The 14,873-nt window shown below is 61.3% G+C and carries 16 protein-coding genes; 11 read left to right on the forward strand and 5 right to left on the reverse strand.

Annotated elements, in window-relative coordinates; all coding sequences use genetic code 11:
• The 3 genes from Q0677_RS06315 to Q0677_RS06325 form a co-directional block, all read right to left on the reverse strand.
• On the reverse strand, positions 1–1,104 hold the full coding sequence (locus tag Q0677_RS06315; protein ID WP_298907246.1) for an SPOR domain-containing protein: 1,104 nt from the start codon (positions 1,102–1,104) through the stop codon (positions 1–3).
• A gap of 187 nt (positions 1,105–1,291) precedes the next feature.
• The gene (gene argS / locus Q0677_RS06320) at positions 1,292–3,013 is read right to left on the reverse strand and encodes an arginine--tRNA ligase (protein WP_298907248.1); all 1,722 of its coding nucleotides are present in this window, start codon (positions 3,011–3,013) and stop codon (positions 1,292–1,294) included.
• Between the two features lie 165 nt (positions 3,014–3,178).
• Positions 3,179–4,402 (reverse strand): deoxyguanosinetriphosphate triphosphohydrolase, encoded by a 1,224-nt coding sequence (locus Q0677_RS06325; protein WP_298907250.1) that lies wholly within the window; start codon positions 4,400–4,402, stop codon positions 3,179–3,181.
• Between the two features lie 139 nt (positions 4,403–4,541).
• On the opposite strand from Q0677_RS06325, the gene Q0677_RS06330 reads away from it, so the two are divergent.
• Complete coding sequence (locus Q0677_RS06330) at positions 4,542–4,865, forward strand: iron-sulfur cluster assembly accessory protein (protein ID WP_298907524.1); 324 nt, start codon at positions 4,542–4,544, stop codon at positions 4,863–4,865.
• Between the two features lie 3 nt (positions 4,866–4,868).
• Here the strand turns inward: Q0677_RS06330 and Q0677_RS06335 are convergent, their stop codons facing one another.
• On the reverse strand, positions 4,869–5,285 hold the full coding sequence (locus Q0677_RS06335) for a hypothetical protein (RefSeq protein WP_298907252.1): 417 nt from the start codon (positions 5,283–5,285) through the stop codon (positions 4,869–4,871).
• A gap of 141 nt (positions 5,286–5,426) precedes the next feature.
• On the opposite strand from Q0677_RS06335, the gene Q0677_RS06340 reads away from it, so the two are divergent.
• The 7 genes from Q0677_RS06340 (at position 5,427) to Q0677_RS06370 (ending at position 11,748) form a co-directional block, all read left to right on the forward strand.
• A complete protein-coding gene (locus tag Q0677_RS06340) occupies positions 5,427–6,617 on the forward strand; it encodes an NAD(P)/FAD-dependent oxidoreductase (RefSeq protein WP_298907254.1) in 1,191 nt (396 codons plus the stop codon).
• Positions 6,618–6,679: 62 nt separating this feature from the next.
• On the forward strand, positions 6,680–7,459 hold the full coding sequence (gene xth / locus Q0677_RS06345) for an exodeoxyribonuclease III (protein ID WP_298907257.1): 780 nt from the start codon (positions 6,680–6,682) through the stop codon (positions 7,457–7,459).
• 9 nt (positions 7,460–7,468) lie between these two features.
• Positions 7,469–8,407 (forward strand): nucleoside hydrolase, encoded by a 939-nt coding sequence (locus Q0677_RS06350; RefSeq protein ID WP_298907259.1) that lies wholly within the window; start codon positions 7,469–7,471, stop codon positions 8,405–8,407.
• Positions 8,404–8,850: an N-acetyltransferase gene (locus Q0677_RS06355; protein WP_298907262.1), complete on the forward strand. Its 447-nt coding sequence runs from the start codon at positions 8,404–8,406 to the stop codon at positions 8,848–8,850. Before Q0677_RS06350 ends, Q0677_RS06355 begins: the two co-directional genes overlap by 4 nt.
• A 24-nt stretch (positions 8,851–8,874) precedes the next feature.
• The gene (locus tag Q0677_RS06360) at positions 8,875–9,558 is read left to right on the forward strand and encodes an endonuclease/exonuclease/phosphatase family protein (RefSeq protein ID WP_298907264.1); all 684 of its coding nucleotides are present in this window, start codon (positions 8,875–8,877) and stop codon (positions 9,556–9,558) included.
• A 91-nt stretch (positions 9,559–9,649) separates the two neighbouring features.
• Positions 9,650–10,912 carry a sodium:proton antiporter gene (locus tag Q0677_RS06365; RefSeq protein ID WP_298907267.1) on the forward strand — a complete coding sequence of 421 codons (1,263 nt, stop codon included), beginning with the start codon at positions 9,650–9,652 and terminating at the stop codon, positions 10,910–10,912.
• Positions 10,912–11,748 carry a PhzF family phenazine biosynthesis protein gene (locus tag Q0677_RS06370; protein WP_298907270.1) on the forward strand — a complete coding sequence of 279 codons (837 nt, stop codon included), beginning with the start codon at positions 10,912–10,914 and terminating at the stop codon, positions 11,746–11,748. The genes Q0677_RS06365 and Q0677_RS06370 overlap by 1 nt, the downstream gene beginning before the upstream one ends.
• On the opposite strand, the gene Q0677_RS06375 is transcribed toward Q0677_RS06370, so the two are convergent.
• Entirely contained in the window at positions 11,745–12,407 is a 663-nt protein-coding gene (locus Q0677_RS06375) for a TetR/AcrR family transcriptional regulator (protein ID WP_298907273.1), read from the reverse strand. The two genes, Q0677_RS06370 and Q0677_RS06375, sit on opposite strands and share 4 nt — an antisense overlap.
• A gap of 119 nt (positions 12,408–12,526) precedes the next feature.
• Here Q0677_RS06375 and Q0677_RS06380 point away from each other — a divergent pair, with 119 nt between their 5' ends.
• From Q0677_RS06380 to Q0677_RS06390, 3 genes are all read left to right on the forward strand, one after another.
• Positions 12,527–13,348, forward strand: coding sequence for an oxidoreductase (locus Q0677_RS06380; protein WP_298907276.1), 822 nt, complete (start codon positions 12,527–12,529; stop codon positions 13,346–13,348).
• 78 nt (positions 13,349–13,426) lie between these two features.
• Positions 13,427–13,843 (forward strand): Fur family transcriptional regulator, encoded by a 417-nt coding sequence (locus tag Q0677_RS06385; protein WP_298907279.1) that lies wholly within the window; start codon positions 13,427–13,429, stop codon positions 13,841–13,843.
• Between the two features lie 108 nt (positions 13,844–13,951).
• Positions 13,952–14,824, forward strand: a complete 873-nt coding sequence (locus Q0677_RS06390) for a DMT family transporter (RefSeq protein WP_298907282.1) — start codon at positions 13,952–13,954, stop codon at positions 14,822–14,824.
• Positions 14,825–14,873: the final 49 nt, after the last annotated feature.

Below are 14,873 nucleotides of genomic sequence, written 5' to 3' on the forward strand. Positions count from 1 at the left end.
TTACCGGGTCACAACCGGGATGCAGGCGGCTTTGTCAGCCATCAGCACCGAACAGAACCGGCGCGAGTCCGCCAGATCGGCAAAGCCCATCACACGCAAGCGATAGAAGGTCTTGCCACCGGTCTGGGCTTTCTCGATCACGCGGGTTTTGCCGCCCATATAGTCCTCGAACCGGGCCGACAGAACGTCCCACTGTTCGCGGGCAACCTCGGCGCTGTCAAAGGCCCCAAGTTGCACCAGACGCGTACCGGGGGCGAGGGTCGAGGGATCGACCTCTTTCGCGGCTGCGGGGGCGGACGGCACGGGGGCCGCGACTTTGGTGTTCAGATCGGCGGGACGGACAACCGGGCGCAACGACGTGCTGACACCGGGGACCGAGGCCGGGATGATTTTCACACCGGGTGTTGCCGGTTCTTCAACTGCGGGTGCCGAGGGCGTTGGAAGCACGGTGGCCGCAAGCGAGGCAACAACCTCGGTCGGCTCGATCTTGGTCTCAGCGCCCAGCAAGGGGCTGTCGGCGGCGATCTGCTCGGCGATGGCCAGCGCGGCGGCGATCGGGTCCACGTCGGCCGCGGTCTCGGTCACGTAGGCCTGAATGGCGGCAGCCGGAAGGGACAGGTCCGTATCGGCGCGGGCAACCTCGGCGACCGAGGCATCTTCGTCGGTCAGCGACGCAGGCTCGGGCGCCAGAACAAGGCGATCAGCAGGGGCCGAGGCCTCGCCTTCCGCCTGCACAGCATTCACGGCCAGACCTTGGTGGTCCGCCGATTGGCCACCGGGATTTTCGGGCTGCACGCGCATCGGACCTTCCAGCGCACGCACGACCGGAATGCCGGTCACATCGCGCACGGCCAGCTTGTAGCCCCAGACGCCAAGACCCACGATCAGCGCCAGTGAAACGGCGGCGCCTGCATAGTTCAAAAGCCCGCCAGCCCCACCACCACGCGGCGCAGTCGGTTCAGCAGGTTGGGCGTAGTATCCCTGATCCGCATAAGGCGCGTCCTGATAGCCCGCATAATCGGCCTGCATCGGCGCCTGTTGCACCTCTGGCCCACCATGAGCCGGATGCACATAGGCAGACGCGCCTGCCGCTGCAGAACGCATCACAGGTTCAGGGCGATGCCCATAGTCGGGATGATTTTGATACGCCGGATGCGGGGCGCCATGCCCCCAATTTGCTTCTGCCATCTTGCCTCACACCCGGTATCTCCAGGGGCTTGGCCTTTATGGCTCTTTCCACACCCTGCACCGGTCAAACTGCTCTACTCGCACTCGACCGGGGCGCATTTTGTCAGCGCATTTCCTCGGCCGGAGTTACGCCCAAAATACCCAATCCCGACGAAATGACAACGGCGACTGCACGCGGTAGGGCAATTTTTGCCGCCGATGAGTCATTATTGCCATCCTGAAGGAAACGCAGTTCCGGCTTGTCATTGCCACGGTTCCACAGCGCGTGGAATTCCGAGGCCAACTCATACAGATAGAACGCGATCCGGTGTGGTTCATGGGTGCGTGCGGCGATCTCGACCAGACGCGGCCATTCGGCCAGCTTCTTGGCCACCGCCAGCTCGGCCTCATCCTGCAGATCTGGCGTGTCAGACAGGGTCACGCCCTGCTCTTCCGCCTTGCGCAGAACCGAGCGCACGCGCGCGTGGGCATACTGCACATAGAAGACCGGGTTGTCCTTGGACTGCTCCAACACTTTGTCGAAATCGAAGTCCAACGGCGCGTCGTTCTTGCGGGTCAGCATCACGAAACGTGTCACGTCCGAACCCACCTGCTCGACCACATCGCGCAGGGTGACGAAGTTGCCTGCCCGCTTCGACATTTTAAACGGCTCGCCATTTTTCCACAGCTTCACCAGCTGGGTCAGCTTGATGTCCAGCGGCACCTTGCCGTCAGACAGCGCCGACACAGCCGCTTTCATCCGCTTCACATAGCCCCCGTGGTCGGCGCCAAAGACGTCGATCAACGCGTCAAAACCGCGCTCGACCTTGTCATAGTGATAGGCAATGTCCGGCGCGAAATAGGTCCAGCTGCCGTCCGATTTTTTCACCGGACGGTCGACGTCATCGCCATGCTCGGTCGATTTGAACAAGGTCTGCTCACGCGGCTCCCAATCCTCGGGCGTCTTGCCCTTGGGCGGCTCCAGCACGCCTTCATAGATCAGGCCGTTGTTCTGAAGAGTCTCAAGCGCGCCTTCAATCCGGCCAGTGCCATACAGAGATTTTTCCGAGAAGAAGACATCCATCTTCACGCCCAGCTGGGCCAGATCCTCGCGGATCAGGTCCATCATGGCCTCGGTCGCGAACTCGCGGATTTCAACCAACCAATCGGCTTCCGGCTTGCCCACAAAAGCATCGCCCACCTTGGCTTTCAGCGCCTCGCCCACCGGGACCAGATAGTCGCCGGGATAGGTGCCGTCTTCGAACGCAACCTCTTGGCCATGCGCTTCCAGATAGCGCAGGTAAACCGAACGGGCCAACACATCGACCTGCGCGCCACCGTCATTGATGTAATATTCACGGGTCACGTCATAACCAGCGAAGTCCAACAGGCTCGCCAGCGCATCGCCAAAAACCGCGCCGCGCGTGTGTCCCACATGCAGCGGCCCCGTCGGGTTGGCCGATACATATTCCACGTTCGTTTTCTGCCCGGCACCCATCGTTGAACGACCGTAATTCGCATCCGCCAACACGCCTTCGACCAGACCAGCCCAAACCGTCGCCGCCAGACGCAGGTTCAAGAACCCGGGACCTGCCACCTCGGCCACGTCAATGCGCGCATCCTCGGCCAGCTTTCCGGCCAGAACATCGGCAATGTCGCGGGGCTTCATCTTGGCAGGCTTCGCCAGAACCATCGCCGCATTCGTCGCCATATCCCCATGCGCCGCATCGCGCGGTGGTTCGACCGCCACGTTGTCAAAGCTCAGCCCCTCGGGCAAAGCTCCTTCGCTGACCATCTGGGTCAGGGCATCAATCACAAGCGCGCGAATATCGGCAAACAGGTTCATCGGTCTGGTCCTTTTCTCTCAGGCGCACTCCTAAAGCGTTTCGGCATACTATTGAACCACAATAGTATGGCGAAACGCCCGGACCTTACCAATCTCGAGGGCGTTTCGAATTCAAGCTGTGAGCCAACTTGATCTCGAAACGCTTTAGCACCCCCACCCCAAAGGTCAAGCGATGCAGGCGCCCGCCCCTTCCTCTTGCCCTAAATACCTTGGGGTGAATGCGCGCAGCGCAGAGGGGCAAAGCCCCAACCCGCCCAACCCCAAACGCGCATGTTCCTGAAGCGCGAAACGATCCGTCATCCCGGCGATGTAATCCGACACCAACCGCGCCAGCGCGGTCTCACCCTCGGCCGCCTCAATCTCGCGGCACCACTCCTCTGGTAACTCCATTGGATGCGCCAAGAAATGCCCAAACAGATCGCCGACCACTGCGGTGACGCGCGTGCGCATTTCAACCACGGACGGTGCACGATACATGCGAGTGAACAGAAACTTGCGGATCACTTTCAGATCGGCCCACAGTTCCGGCGAAAACCGGATCACCGCGTGATCCAGCGCGCGAATATCTTCAACCGACTGCGGATCGGCCTCTGTCAACAACCTCTTCGACGTGTCCAACACATCCTCGACCATCACGCCAAAGACCCGCCGCAGCGCCTCGTGGCGGCGACGGCCTGCATCCAGACCGGGATAGAGTCCGTCCACCTCGGCAATTGCAGCGCCCACGATAGGGAGCTCGGCGATCTCTTCCATGGTGAACAGTCCCGCCCGCAGCCCGTCATGCAGATCGTGGTTGTTATAGGCGATGTCATCGGCCAGCGCGGCCACCTGTGCCTCGGCACCCGCATGCGTGGACAGTTCCAGATCATGCTTGGCGTTGTACTCGGCCAGCGCATAGGGCAGATCGCCGGTCACTGGGCCATTGTGCTTGGCAATGCCCTCTAGCGTCTCCCATGTCAGGTTCAGCCCGTCCCATTTGGCATAGTGCCGCTCCAACGAGGTGACGATTTTCAGTGCCTGCGCATTGTGGTCAAACCCACCAAAGGGGGCCATCAACTCGTCCAGCTTATCTTCGCCCGTATGGCCAAAAGGCGTGTGGCCTAGGTCATGGGCCAGCGCCACGGCCTCGGTCAGATGACTATTCAACCCAAGCGCCCCCGCGATGGTCCGCGCCACCTGCGCCACCTCGATAGAATGGGTCAGGCGGGTGCGGAAATAATCGCCCTCGTGCTCAACGAACACCTGCGTCTTGTGTTTCAGCCTACGAAAACCCGAGGAGTGGATGATCCGGTCGCGATCCCGTTGATACGGCTCGCGAAATTCGCTTTCCCCTTCCGGGTACAGTCGCCCCCGGCTGCCACCGGGATGGGTTGCAAAGCTGGCAAGCATGGCTGCCCCTTTCCGCCTGTCATGTCTGGCCTCTTGCGGATGTCCCGTCCGCGCGCGCGTGTCCGGGGCGTCTTGTCGCGCCCGTCAGGCCAACCTATATTGCGTTTTGCGTGAACATGAAACGGATTTCCCGATGGACCTGAACCTGCCCCCCAAAGTCACTGACCGAGCTTTCGCCCGCTTGTCCGAAATCGGCGCAAGCGCGCAGGGTAAAGCACTGCGTGTGGCTGTTGAAGGCGGCGGCTGTTCGGGCTTTCAATACGAGATTTCGCTGGATGATCCGGCCGAGGGCGACTTGGTTCTTTCGGGGGGCGGCGAACAGGTGGTGGTGGACGAGGTATCCCTGCCCTTCCTTGCCGATGCCGTGATCGACTTCACCGAGGAACTGATCGGCGCGCGCTTCGTGATCGACAACCCGAATGCCACGGCCTCTTGCGGCTGCGGCACCTCGTTCTCGATCTAAGCCTCACGCGGCCATCAACTCTGCGCCAAGCGCCATCGCGTCCAACGCCTCTTCCTTGGCAATCCGCCAAGAGTAAGCGAAATCCGCTTGCCACGAATTGCTCAGCTGACGCTTCAGCGTCCCTATAAGTGTGTTGGCCAGCAGCTCGGCATGATCTGCGCCCAGCCCCCGCATCGCCATGCGGAACCCAATCAAGCGCAACCCGGCGGTCATCGTCACCTCGTTCCCAGCAAAACACATCATCAGTCGATAGAGCACCCGCACCTGTTCGGCGTGATCATCAATGCCTGCGGGAAACACCACCCGCAGCTCGGGGGCACGCTGAAACAGAAGCGGGAAAAACGCCTGGGCGAACGCGTCTTCCTGCCCGACCAGAAGGTCCAGACTATGCAGGCATTGTGCGCGGGTCAGATGGTCCATGACAGTGATCCCTCCAGAGAAACGTCAGATTTGCCTCAAACTTGACCGGTCTCGGTTAACAATTTCTGACTGCGTCTGCAGAAAACCACCAAGCCGCGCATTTTTCTTCCCCCCACTCGGCGAACAGGGTACGACGCGCGCATGAAAACGGAATGGCATACGATCATCATTGGCGCAGGCGCGGCGGGGCTGTTTGCGGCCCCCTATGCGGCCAAGGCAGGCCCCACGCTGGTCATCGACCACGCCAAAAAGCCCGGCGAGAAGATCCGGATTTCCGGCGGCGGGCGCTGTAATTTCACCAACATGTATGCCGAGCCGAAGAATTTCGTGGGCCAGAACCCGCATTTCCACAAATCGGCGCTGGCCCGGTTCAGCCAGTGGGACTTTGTCGAGTTGGTCGATCAGGCGGGGATTGCGTGGCATGAGAAAACGCTGGGGCAGCTCTTTTGCGATGAAAAATCGACGCAGATTGTTCAGATGCTGACGGACCGGCTGGCAAAGGCCGGGGCAGAACTGGCGCTGAACACTTCGATCAGCGCGGTCGCGAAGATCGAAAGCGGCTTCCAGTTTGAAACGTCGCAAGGCCGGCTCACCTGCAAAAACCTGATCATCGCGACGGGCGGCAAGTCGATCCCCAAGATGGGCGCGACAGGCCTTGCCTATGATATCGCGCGACAATTCGGCCACCAGATCATCGAGACCAGCGCGGGGCTTGTCCCCTTCACCTTCCCCGACGGGCGGTTCGCCGCGCTATCCGGCGTGTCCCTGCCTGTGCGCGTTTGGAACGACCGCGCCAGCTTTGAAGAGGCGCTGCTGTTCACGCACCGTGGATTGTCCGGCCCCGCGATCCTGCAAATCTCTTCCTACTGGCAGCCTGGAGAACCCGTGCATATCGACCTGACCCACGGGTTGAACCTGCGCGAGGCGCTGCGCACCCAACGTCAGACCGAAGGACGGCGACAACTGTCGACGGAACTCTCGCGCCACCTACCCGGAAAGCTGGTCGATCACCTCGCCACCGAATGGGCGGATCGGTTCGACCTGACCCAGCGGCTGGCGGACCAGTCCGACAAGGCGCTGGATGCGCTGTTGGATCAGCTGTCCGACTGGCAGCTCACCCCCTCTGGCACCGAAGGTTATCGCACCGCCGAGGTCACGTTGGGCGGCGTCTCGACCGATGGGCTCGACAGCAAATCCATGATGTCGAAAACCATCCCCGGCCTCTACTTCATCGGCGAATGTGTCGACGTCACCGGCTGGCTGGGCGGGTTCAATTTCCAGTGGGCTTGGGCCAGCGCCCATGCCGCCGGGCGGCATATCGCCGAAGCCTGAGCAGCTATGCTTGCGCCCACCCGCGTTTGCCCCCACAGTGACCCCAACAACAGGAGAGCCTCATGAAAATCGCCAGCTTCAACATCAATGGCATCAAGGCCCGTTTGCCCGCCCTGATGGACTGGCTGGACGAGGCGCAGCCGGACGTGGCGATCTTGCAGGAAATCAAATCAATTGACGAGAACTTCCCCCGCGAAGCCTTTGAAGACAAAGGGTATAACGTCGAAACCCACGGGCAGAAAAGCTTCAACGGCGTGGCGCTGCTCTCCAAACTGCCGCTTGAGGATGTGACGCGCGGTCTGCCCGGTGACGACGATGACGAACAGGCCCGTTACATCGAGGCGACGGTGGTGGGGGATCACGCGGTGCGGATCTGCGGGCTGTACCTGCCCAACGGCAACCCCGTACCGGGTCCAAAATACGACTACAAGCTCGCGTGGATGGAGCGTCTGCGCGCCCGTGCCGAGGAGTTGCTGGCCGAGGAAATTCCTTTCCTGATGGCGGGTGATTACAACATCATCCCGCAGGCCGAGGACGCCGCGCGTCCGCAGGATTGGGTAGAAGACGCGCTCTATCGCCCAGAGAGCCGCGAGGCATGGCGCAGGATCCTGAACCTTGGCATGACCGAGGCCTTCCGCGCCCGCAACCAAGCGCCCGAGCAGTATTCGTTCTGGGACTTCCAGCGCGGGTCGTGGCAGCGCAATGACGGCATTCGGATCGACCATTTCCTGCTGTCCCCGGAATGCGCGGATATGCTGCAGGATTGCCAGATTGATAAAGAGGTGCGCGGGCGTGAAAAGCCCTCGGATCACGTGCCGATTTGGGTGAAGTTGGCCGCGTAAGAGGTTGGAATGACACGTAAGATCATCATCGATACCGACCCCGGTCAGGACGACGCGGTCGCTATTCTTTTGGCGCTGGCCAGCCCCGAGGATATCGAGGTTTTGGGCATCACAGCGGTTGCGGGCAACGTTCCATTGGAGCTGACCGCCAAGAATGCCCGCATCGTGTGCGAGCTGGCCGGAAAGCCCGACACCCGCGTGTTTGCCGGCTGCGACCGCCCGCTCCGCCGTGATCTGGTCACAGCGGAATATGTGCACGGAAAAACCGGGCTGGACGGGCCAGACCTGCCCGATCCCACCATGCCGCTTCAGGACCAGCATGCGGTCGACTTCATCATCGACTCCCTGCGTGCGGAACCCAGGGGCACGGTCACGCTCTGCCCGTTGGGGCCGCTCACCAACATCGCCACAGCCTTTGAACGGGCGCCCGATATTGTGGACCGCGTGCAAGAGATCGTCCTGATGGGCGGCGCCTATTTTGAGGTCGGCAATGTCACCCCGGCGGCCGAGTTCAACATCTATGTCGACCCGCAAGCCGCTGATATCCTGTTTACTTCTGGCGTTCCGCTTGTCGTCATGCCGCTGGACGTGACCCACAAGGCTCTGGTCACCAAACCCCGCAACGACGCCTTCCGCGCTCTGCCCGGTGACGTCGGCCACGCGGTGGCCGAGATGACGGATTTCTTCGAGCGCTTCGACATCCACAAATACGGATCCGAAGGCGCGCCCCTGCACGACCCGACCGTGATCGCCTATCTGATCCGCCCGGATCTGTTCACCGGCCGCCACATCAATGTGCAGATCGAAACCGCATCCGAGCTGACCATGGGCATGACCGTCGCCGATTGGTGGGGCGTGACCGATCATCCCCCCAACGCCATGTTCATCGGAGACCTCGATGCGGATGGTTTCTTTGCCCTTCTAACCGAAAGGATCGCCCGCCTATGAGCAGCCTGCGCCTTGCCACTCTGGACGATCTGGACCGACTTCTGCCCTTGGTGGCCGGGTTCCATGCCGAGGCCGGCATCGAACAGGACGACGCCACGCGGCGCGGTGCCCTGACCCCGCTTCTGGAAGGCTCGCCCCATGGCGCAATCTGGATGATCGGCCCCCGCGTGGCCCCGGTGGGCTACGTCGCAGTCAGCTTCGGCTGGTCGATCGAGTTCGGCGGCATCGACGCATTCCTTGATGAGATCTATGTCCGCGAGCGAGTGCGCGGGCGTGGCATGGGATCGGAAGCCTTGGCCGCATTGTCCCGCGCCCTGTCTGGGCAGGGCGTAAAAGCCATGAACCTTGAGGTCGACGCCGATAACGAGCGCGCGCGTGCGCTTTATGAACGCATGGGCTTTCAGTCGCGGAACCGCTATCATTTGATGACACATCTCTTCTGACGCGCCCGCGCGGGCGGCATGGCTATGGACCTGAAACTCGCCACATACAACATGCGCAAGGCCATTGGGCTGGACCGCAGACGTGATCCGCATCGCATTCTGCATGTGCTGAACGAATTGAATGCAGATGTGCTGGTCCTGCAAGAGGCGGACCGCCGCCTTGGCCCTCGCCCCACGGCCCTGCCCTTCAAACTGATCGAAGACGAGACGGATTTTGTACCCGTCCCGTTTGCTTCGAACGGGCTGTCGTTGGGCAGTCATGGTAACGCGGTGCTGGTCCGCAAAGGGCTGACCTTCCACGACGCGCGCACAGTGGAGCTTCCGGGACTCGAACCACGCGGCGCGGTATCGGTCGGGATTGAGGGCAAGATGCAGGTGATCGGCACCCATCTGGGCCTCTTGCGCCCCTATCGCCATCAGCAAATGCGCGCGCTCGCGAAGCATTTCGACCATATCGAGCTGCCCACCGTCATCCTTGGCGATTTCAACGAATGGTCCCCACGGCGCGGATTCGAACCGCTTGAGCAGCATTTCGACATTCACTCGCCCGGCCGCTCCTATCACGCGTCACGCCCGATGGCAGCGCTGGACCGGATTGCGACATCCGAGGGCGTCGAGCTGCGGGATGCGGGCGTCGACCAGTCCAAACTGGCGCGCATCGCCTCGGACCACCTGCCGGTCTGGGCCAAGCTGCGCATCACGGAGTAAGTAAATCCGTCGCGATTTCCGATATTTGTCTATACCCGCGCCCATGCTATGAGGCGCACAAACATGACTTACGGATCACTTAGGACCGACAATGACTTTTCTGCAAATTGCATCACTTTTGATCGTTTTGGCCGGCCTCTTCGGCGCCATTAACTATCTTTTCCTGAAACTACCCTCGGCCATCGGGATCCTTGTGGTCTCGCTGTTTGCGTCCGTTGCGATCCTGCTGCTGGACCTTGTCGCCCCCGGCCTTGGCGTCGCCGATCAGGTGCGTACGCAAGTGACCAGCATCGACTTCTCGGACGCGCTGCTGGAAGGCATGCTGGGGCTATTGCTGTTTGCCGGTGCACTGCACGTGAAGATCTCGGACCTGCGCCAGCAATGGCGGCTGGTCTTCCTGATGGCGACAATGGGCGTGGCCCTGTCGACCGCCGTGGTCGGCGTGGGCTTCAGCTGGATCACCGGGATGCCGCTGCTGATCGCGCTGGTGTTTGGGTCGCTGATTACCCCCACAGATCCTGTCGCGGTGCTGGGCGTCTTGCGCGAGGCAAACCTTCAGAAATCGCTGGAAACCAAGATCGCGGGCGAAAGCCTATTCAACGATGGCGTGGGCTATGTGGTGTTTCTGGTGCTGGTGGGCCTGGCTTTCCCGCATCACGGCAGCCACGGCGGCGGGCACGAAGAAAGTGCGGCCATGGGCGCGGTGATGTTGTTCCTGCAAGAAGCCGTCGGAGGCGCAGTTCTGGGCGTGGTCTTGGGCTGGCTGACCTTCCGCATCATGCGCCAGATCGACGACTACTCGCTTGAGGTTCTGCTGACCCTTGGCCTTGCTTTCGGGGGCTATGAACTGGCGGTAGCGCTGCATTTCTCGGCCCCAATCATGGCGGTCTGTGCGGGCCTTTTGATCGGTGATGTGGGCGCCAAACACGGGATGAGCGAAGAGACCCGCAACTATGTCGACGCCTTCTGGAAACTGATTGACGAGATCCTGAACGCGGTCCTGTTCCTGATGATCGGGTTCGAGGTCTTCGCCGTTGCCTTCACCATGGACGCTGTCATGGCGGGCACCATGGCCATCGCACTGGCACTGGTCGCGCGTCTGACCGCCGTGGCCGTGCCTGTGATGATCCTGAAACCCTTCCGCAACTTCTCGCGCGGGGTGATCCCGATCATGACGTGGGGCGGATTGAAAGGCGGCATTTCGGTTGCGCTGGCCCTATCCCTGCCTGACAATGAATGGAAACCGCTGATCCTGACCGCGACCTATATCGTCGTAATCTTCTCGATCATTGTGCAAGGCCTGACCGTCGCCCCGATGGCAAAACGGATCGGCCGCGAACCGGAGCTGATGTGATGCGCGACTATGCCGTCTATGATGTGTTCACCGACACGGCCTTTGGGGGTAACCAACTGGCCGTGATCCCGGATGCCGAGGGGCTGACGGACGCGCAGATGCAGACCATCGCGCGCGAGTTCAACTTCTCGGAAACCACCTTCGTCTTACCGCCCGAGGACCCGGCCCACACCGCCCGCATTCGCATTTTCACCCCGATGCGCGAGCTGCCCTTTGCGGGGCATCCCACCATCGGAACGGCCGTGATGCTGGCCGACATGGGATATGGCCCCGACATGGTGCTGGAGCTGGGCGTCGGCCCCCTGCCCGCCTATGCCCAAGCCGGTCAGGCCAGCTTTGTGACCGAGGTGCCGCTGGAGCGCAAAGGCAAACCCGAGGTCGATCTGGTCGCCCGTGCCATTGGCTGCACGCCCAAAAACATCATCGCCCAGCCCGAGATCGCCTCGCTGGGCGGAGATTTCGTCTATGCACAACTGGACAGTCGCGAGACACTGTCCGCCCTCTCACCCAACACCGACGCCATGCGCGAAGGGACACAACTTTTTCCCGGCAACCATGACTTTGCGGTCTATGCGTGGGTCGAGGGCGCTGGCGGCACTATCCATGCCCGCATGTTCGCGCCCTTGGATGGCATCCCGGAAGACCCGGCCACAGGGTCAGCCGCCGCGCCCTTGGCCGCGCTTCTGTGTGCCGATCGTGGGGAACCCCAAAGCCTGACCATCCATCAGGGCGATGACATGGGTCGCCCGTCGCAAATTCATCTGAAGGCCGAGCCCGGGCGGGTCACCGTAGCCGGATCCGCCGTGCGCACCATGTCAGGAAAACTGATCCTTTAGCCTTCTAGGGCCGGGGCCATCACCGCCTCAAGGATCAACCGCGCCGAAGGTTCAAAACTGGGGGCGAACGCGTAGGCTCCGAACGCCTCGCGCATGTCGTCGGGCAATCCCTCGGGGTCACGCTGCGCCGAGATGTCGAACTGCGCGGCCCCCTGCATCGTCATCATCAAGGTACGGGCCAGCGCCTCGATCTGATCGGGGCCTACGCCAGTGACATAGGCCAAATGCATGGACCACTCGTGACCCAGGGCGAGCAACCGGCGTTTGGCCGTGAACAGGGGTTCATCGGCCACATTGGCTTCGATCACCGCGACCAGCCGCGCGAAAAGCGGCAAAAACAGCGGCGTGGTCAGGGCGTTTTCTGTCATCAGATGCGCCAAATGCGCGGCACTGTCGCCAAGCTTGGCGTTGGCTTTGAACCGGTCAACCACCTCATCCATCGCTTCAAGAAACAACAGCAAGAACAGCTCTTCCTTCGAGCGAACATAAAGATACAGCGTGCCCTTGGCCAAGCCCGCCCGCTTTGCCAGCGCGCTCATCGTCACACCGTCAAAGCCTGATTCGTCGATGATTTCGCGCGCAGCCGCCAGAATGCCAGCCTGCCGCTCGGCCTTCTGATCCTCGGACCGCGCCCGTTTTGCGTTATCTTCCAATACCATAGCCCATCATGCGACGAAATCGCCACGTTCCTCTTGATAGCTGACCACCGGTCATTTATTTAACTGACCGTCGGTCACTTGCTCTGAGTACCCCTTCTTCTTAGTGAAAGGCAAATGCCATGAAAAAGAAAGTTATCCTGATCACCGGTGCATCCTCGGGGATTGGCAAGCAGACCGCGCTGGATCTTTTGGCCGCGGGCTACACCGTCTATGGCGGCGCGCGTCGGGTGGACGCCATGTCCGATATCACCGCCGCCGGTGGGCATGCGCTGTCGCTGGACGTGACCGACGATGCGTCGATGCAGGCCGCTGTCAAAAAGGTGCTTGAGGCTGAGGGCCGGATCGACGCGCTGGTCAACAACGCCGGTTACGGCCTTTATGGCGCGGTTGAGGACATCCCGATGGAGGCCGTGCGCCAGCAGATCGACACCAACATCATCGGGCTGGCGCGCATGACCCAACTGGTCCTGCCGGGTATGCGGGAACAAGGCAGCGGGCGGATCATCAACATCTCGTCCGTGGGCGGCACAATCCACACCCCACTTGGCGCTTACTATCACGGCACCAAATTCTTCGTCGAAGGCTTCACCAACACCATGCGGCTTGAGGTCGAGGATCGGGGTATTTTCATGGTCGTCGTGGCCCCCGGCATCATCGACACCGGCTTTGGCGATGTGCTGGGTGAAGGGATCACCCGCCATTCGGGCACCGGACCCTATGCCGATATAGTCAAGAAGATGATCAGTGCGGCGCAAAGCCCCTCGGCCGCGCTGAAAGGCTCGCATCCCAAGGTGATTTCAGACGCGATCCGCCGCGGGATCGAGGACGCCAAGCCTCGCACCATCTATCGCGCGGGTAAGTTTGGCCGCCTTCTGCCGCTTCTGCGCCGCCTTCTGCCGCATCGTATGTTCGACCGGATGATGAAATTCGCGATCAGCTAAGGCAGCCCTGCCGTCACCCCTTTGCCTGCCCGAATTTTCACGGCATAAGGGGGCGGGCATCAAAACACCGAGGGGCATATGTCAGGCGCATCCATTTTGAAACGTTGTGAAGATATGGGGCTGCGCATGACCGATCAGCGCCGCGTGATTGCACGTGTGCTGGAAGATGCCCATCACGACCATCCGGATGTGGAAGAGCTGCATGCCCGCGCCTCTGCCGTAGACAATCGCATCTCGCTGGCGACCGTGTACCGCACCGTGAAGCTGTTTGAAGAGGCCGGCATTCTGGTGAAGAACGAGTTCGGCGATGGCCGCGCGCGCTACGAAAGCGCGGATCGTGACCATCACGACCACCTGATCGACCTGACCACCGGCGAGGTGATCGAATTCCTCGACCCGGAAATCGAAGCGCTTCAGGAAAAGATCGCCGCCAAGCTGGGGTATGAGCTGAAAGGCCATCGGCTGGAACTTTACGGCGTACGCAAAAAAGACTGACGCAGGCGCCATCCATCACGTCCTGTGATTGGTCACATCACCGAATCCCCCCTTGCCGCAGTTCTGCAAATCGGTTTCTGTCGCCGGACGCACTGAACGGATCGGAACATGCAAAACATTCGCGGCATCATTCTTGTGACATTCTCGATGGCGGTTTTCGCCGGGGAAGACACGTTCATCAAATCGATGTCGCGTGGCATTCCCGTGTCTGAAGTGCTGGTCTTCTTGGGGATCGGCGGGATGATCGCGTTCGGCATCATGACGTATATACAGCGCGGAACGCTGGCCCCGCTGGTACATCGCGACATGCGCTCGCCGCTCATGCTGTGGCGCAACGCGTCCGAGGCCATCGCCGCAATGTTCTTCATCACCGCCCTGTCGCTGGTGCCGCTGTCGACCGTCGCCGCCGTGTTCCAAGCCACTCCGCTGGCAATCACCGCCGGGGCAGCGCTGTTTCTGGGTGAACAGGTCGGCTGGCGCCGGTGGAGTGCCATTGGCATTGGTTTCATCGGTGTGCTGATCATCATCCGCCCGGGCAGCGACACGTTTCAACTGGCGGCCCTTCTTCCGCTCGGCGCGGTCATCACCATCGCTGTGCGCGATCTTCTGACCCGGCAGATGGATCCCTCGATCCCGTCGGTCAGCGTGGCCTTCTATGGCTTTGCATCGGTCGTACCCGCTGGGCTTATCCTGGCGCCAATCAACGATCCGTTTGTCATGCCACAGGGCGTCGAATGGGCCTATATGCTGGGGGCCGTGATCTGTGGCGTGTCGGGCTATTACGCAATCGTGCAGGCGATGCGGATCGCGGAAACGGCGATCATCATGCCGTTTCGCTATATGCGGCTGATCTTCTCGATGATCCTTGGGATGCTGATCTTTGCCGAACGCCCCGACAGCTGGACCTATCTGGGGGCGGCCATCGTCATTGGCACCGGAATCTACATGTTCTTGCGCGAACAGCAGGCCCGCGCGCGCTAACATCTCACCTGCCCTGTTGTCGTGTCGCGCGGAACGCGCTAAAGACGCC

The sequence above is a fragment of the uncultured Aliiroseovarius sp. genome, from assembly GCF_947492455.1.
GTDB lineage: Bacteria > Pseudomonadota > Alphaproteobacteria > Rhodobacterales > Rhodobacteraceae > Aliiroseovarius.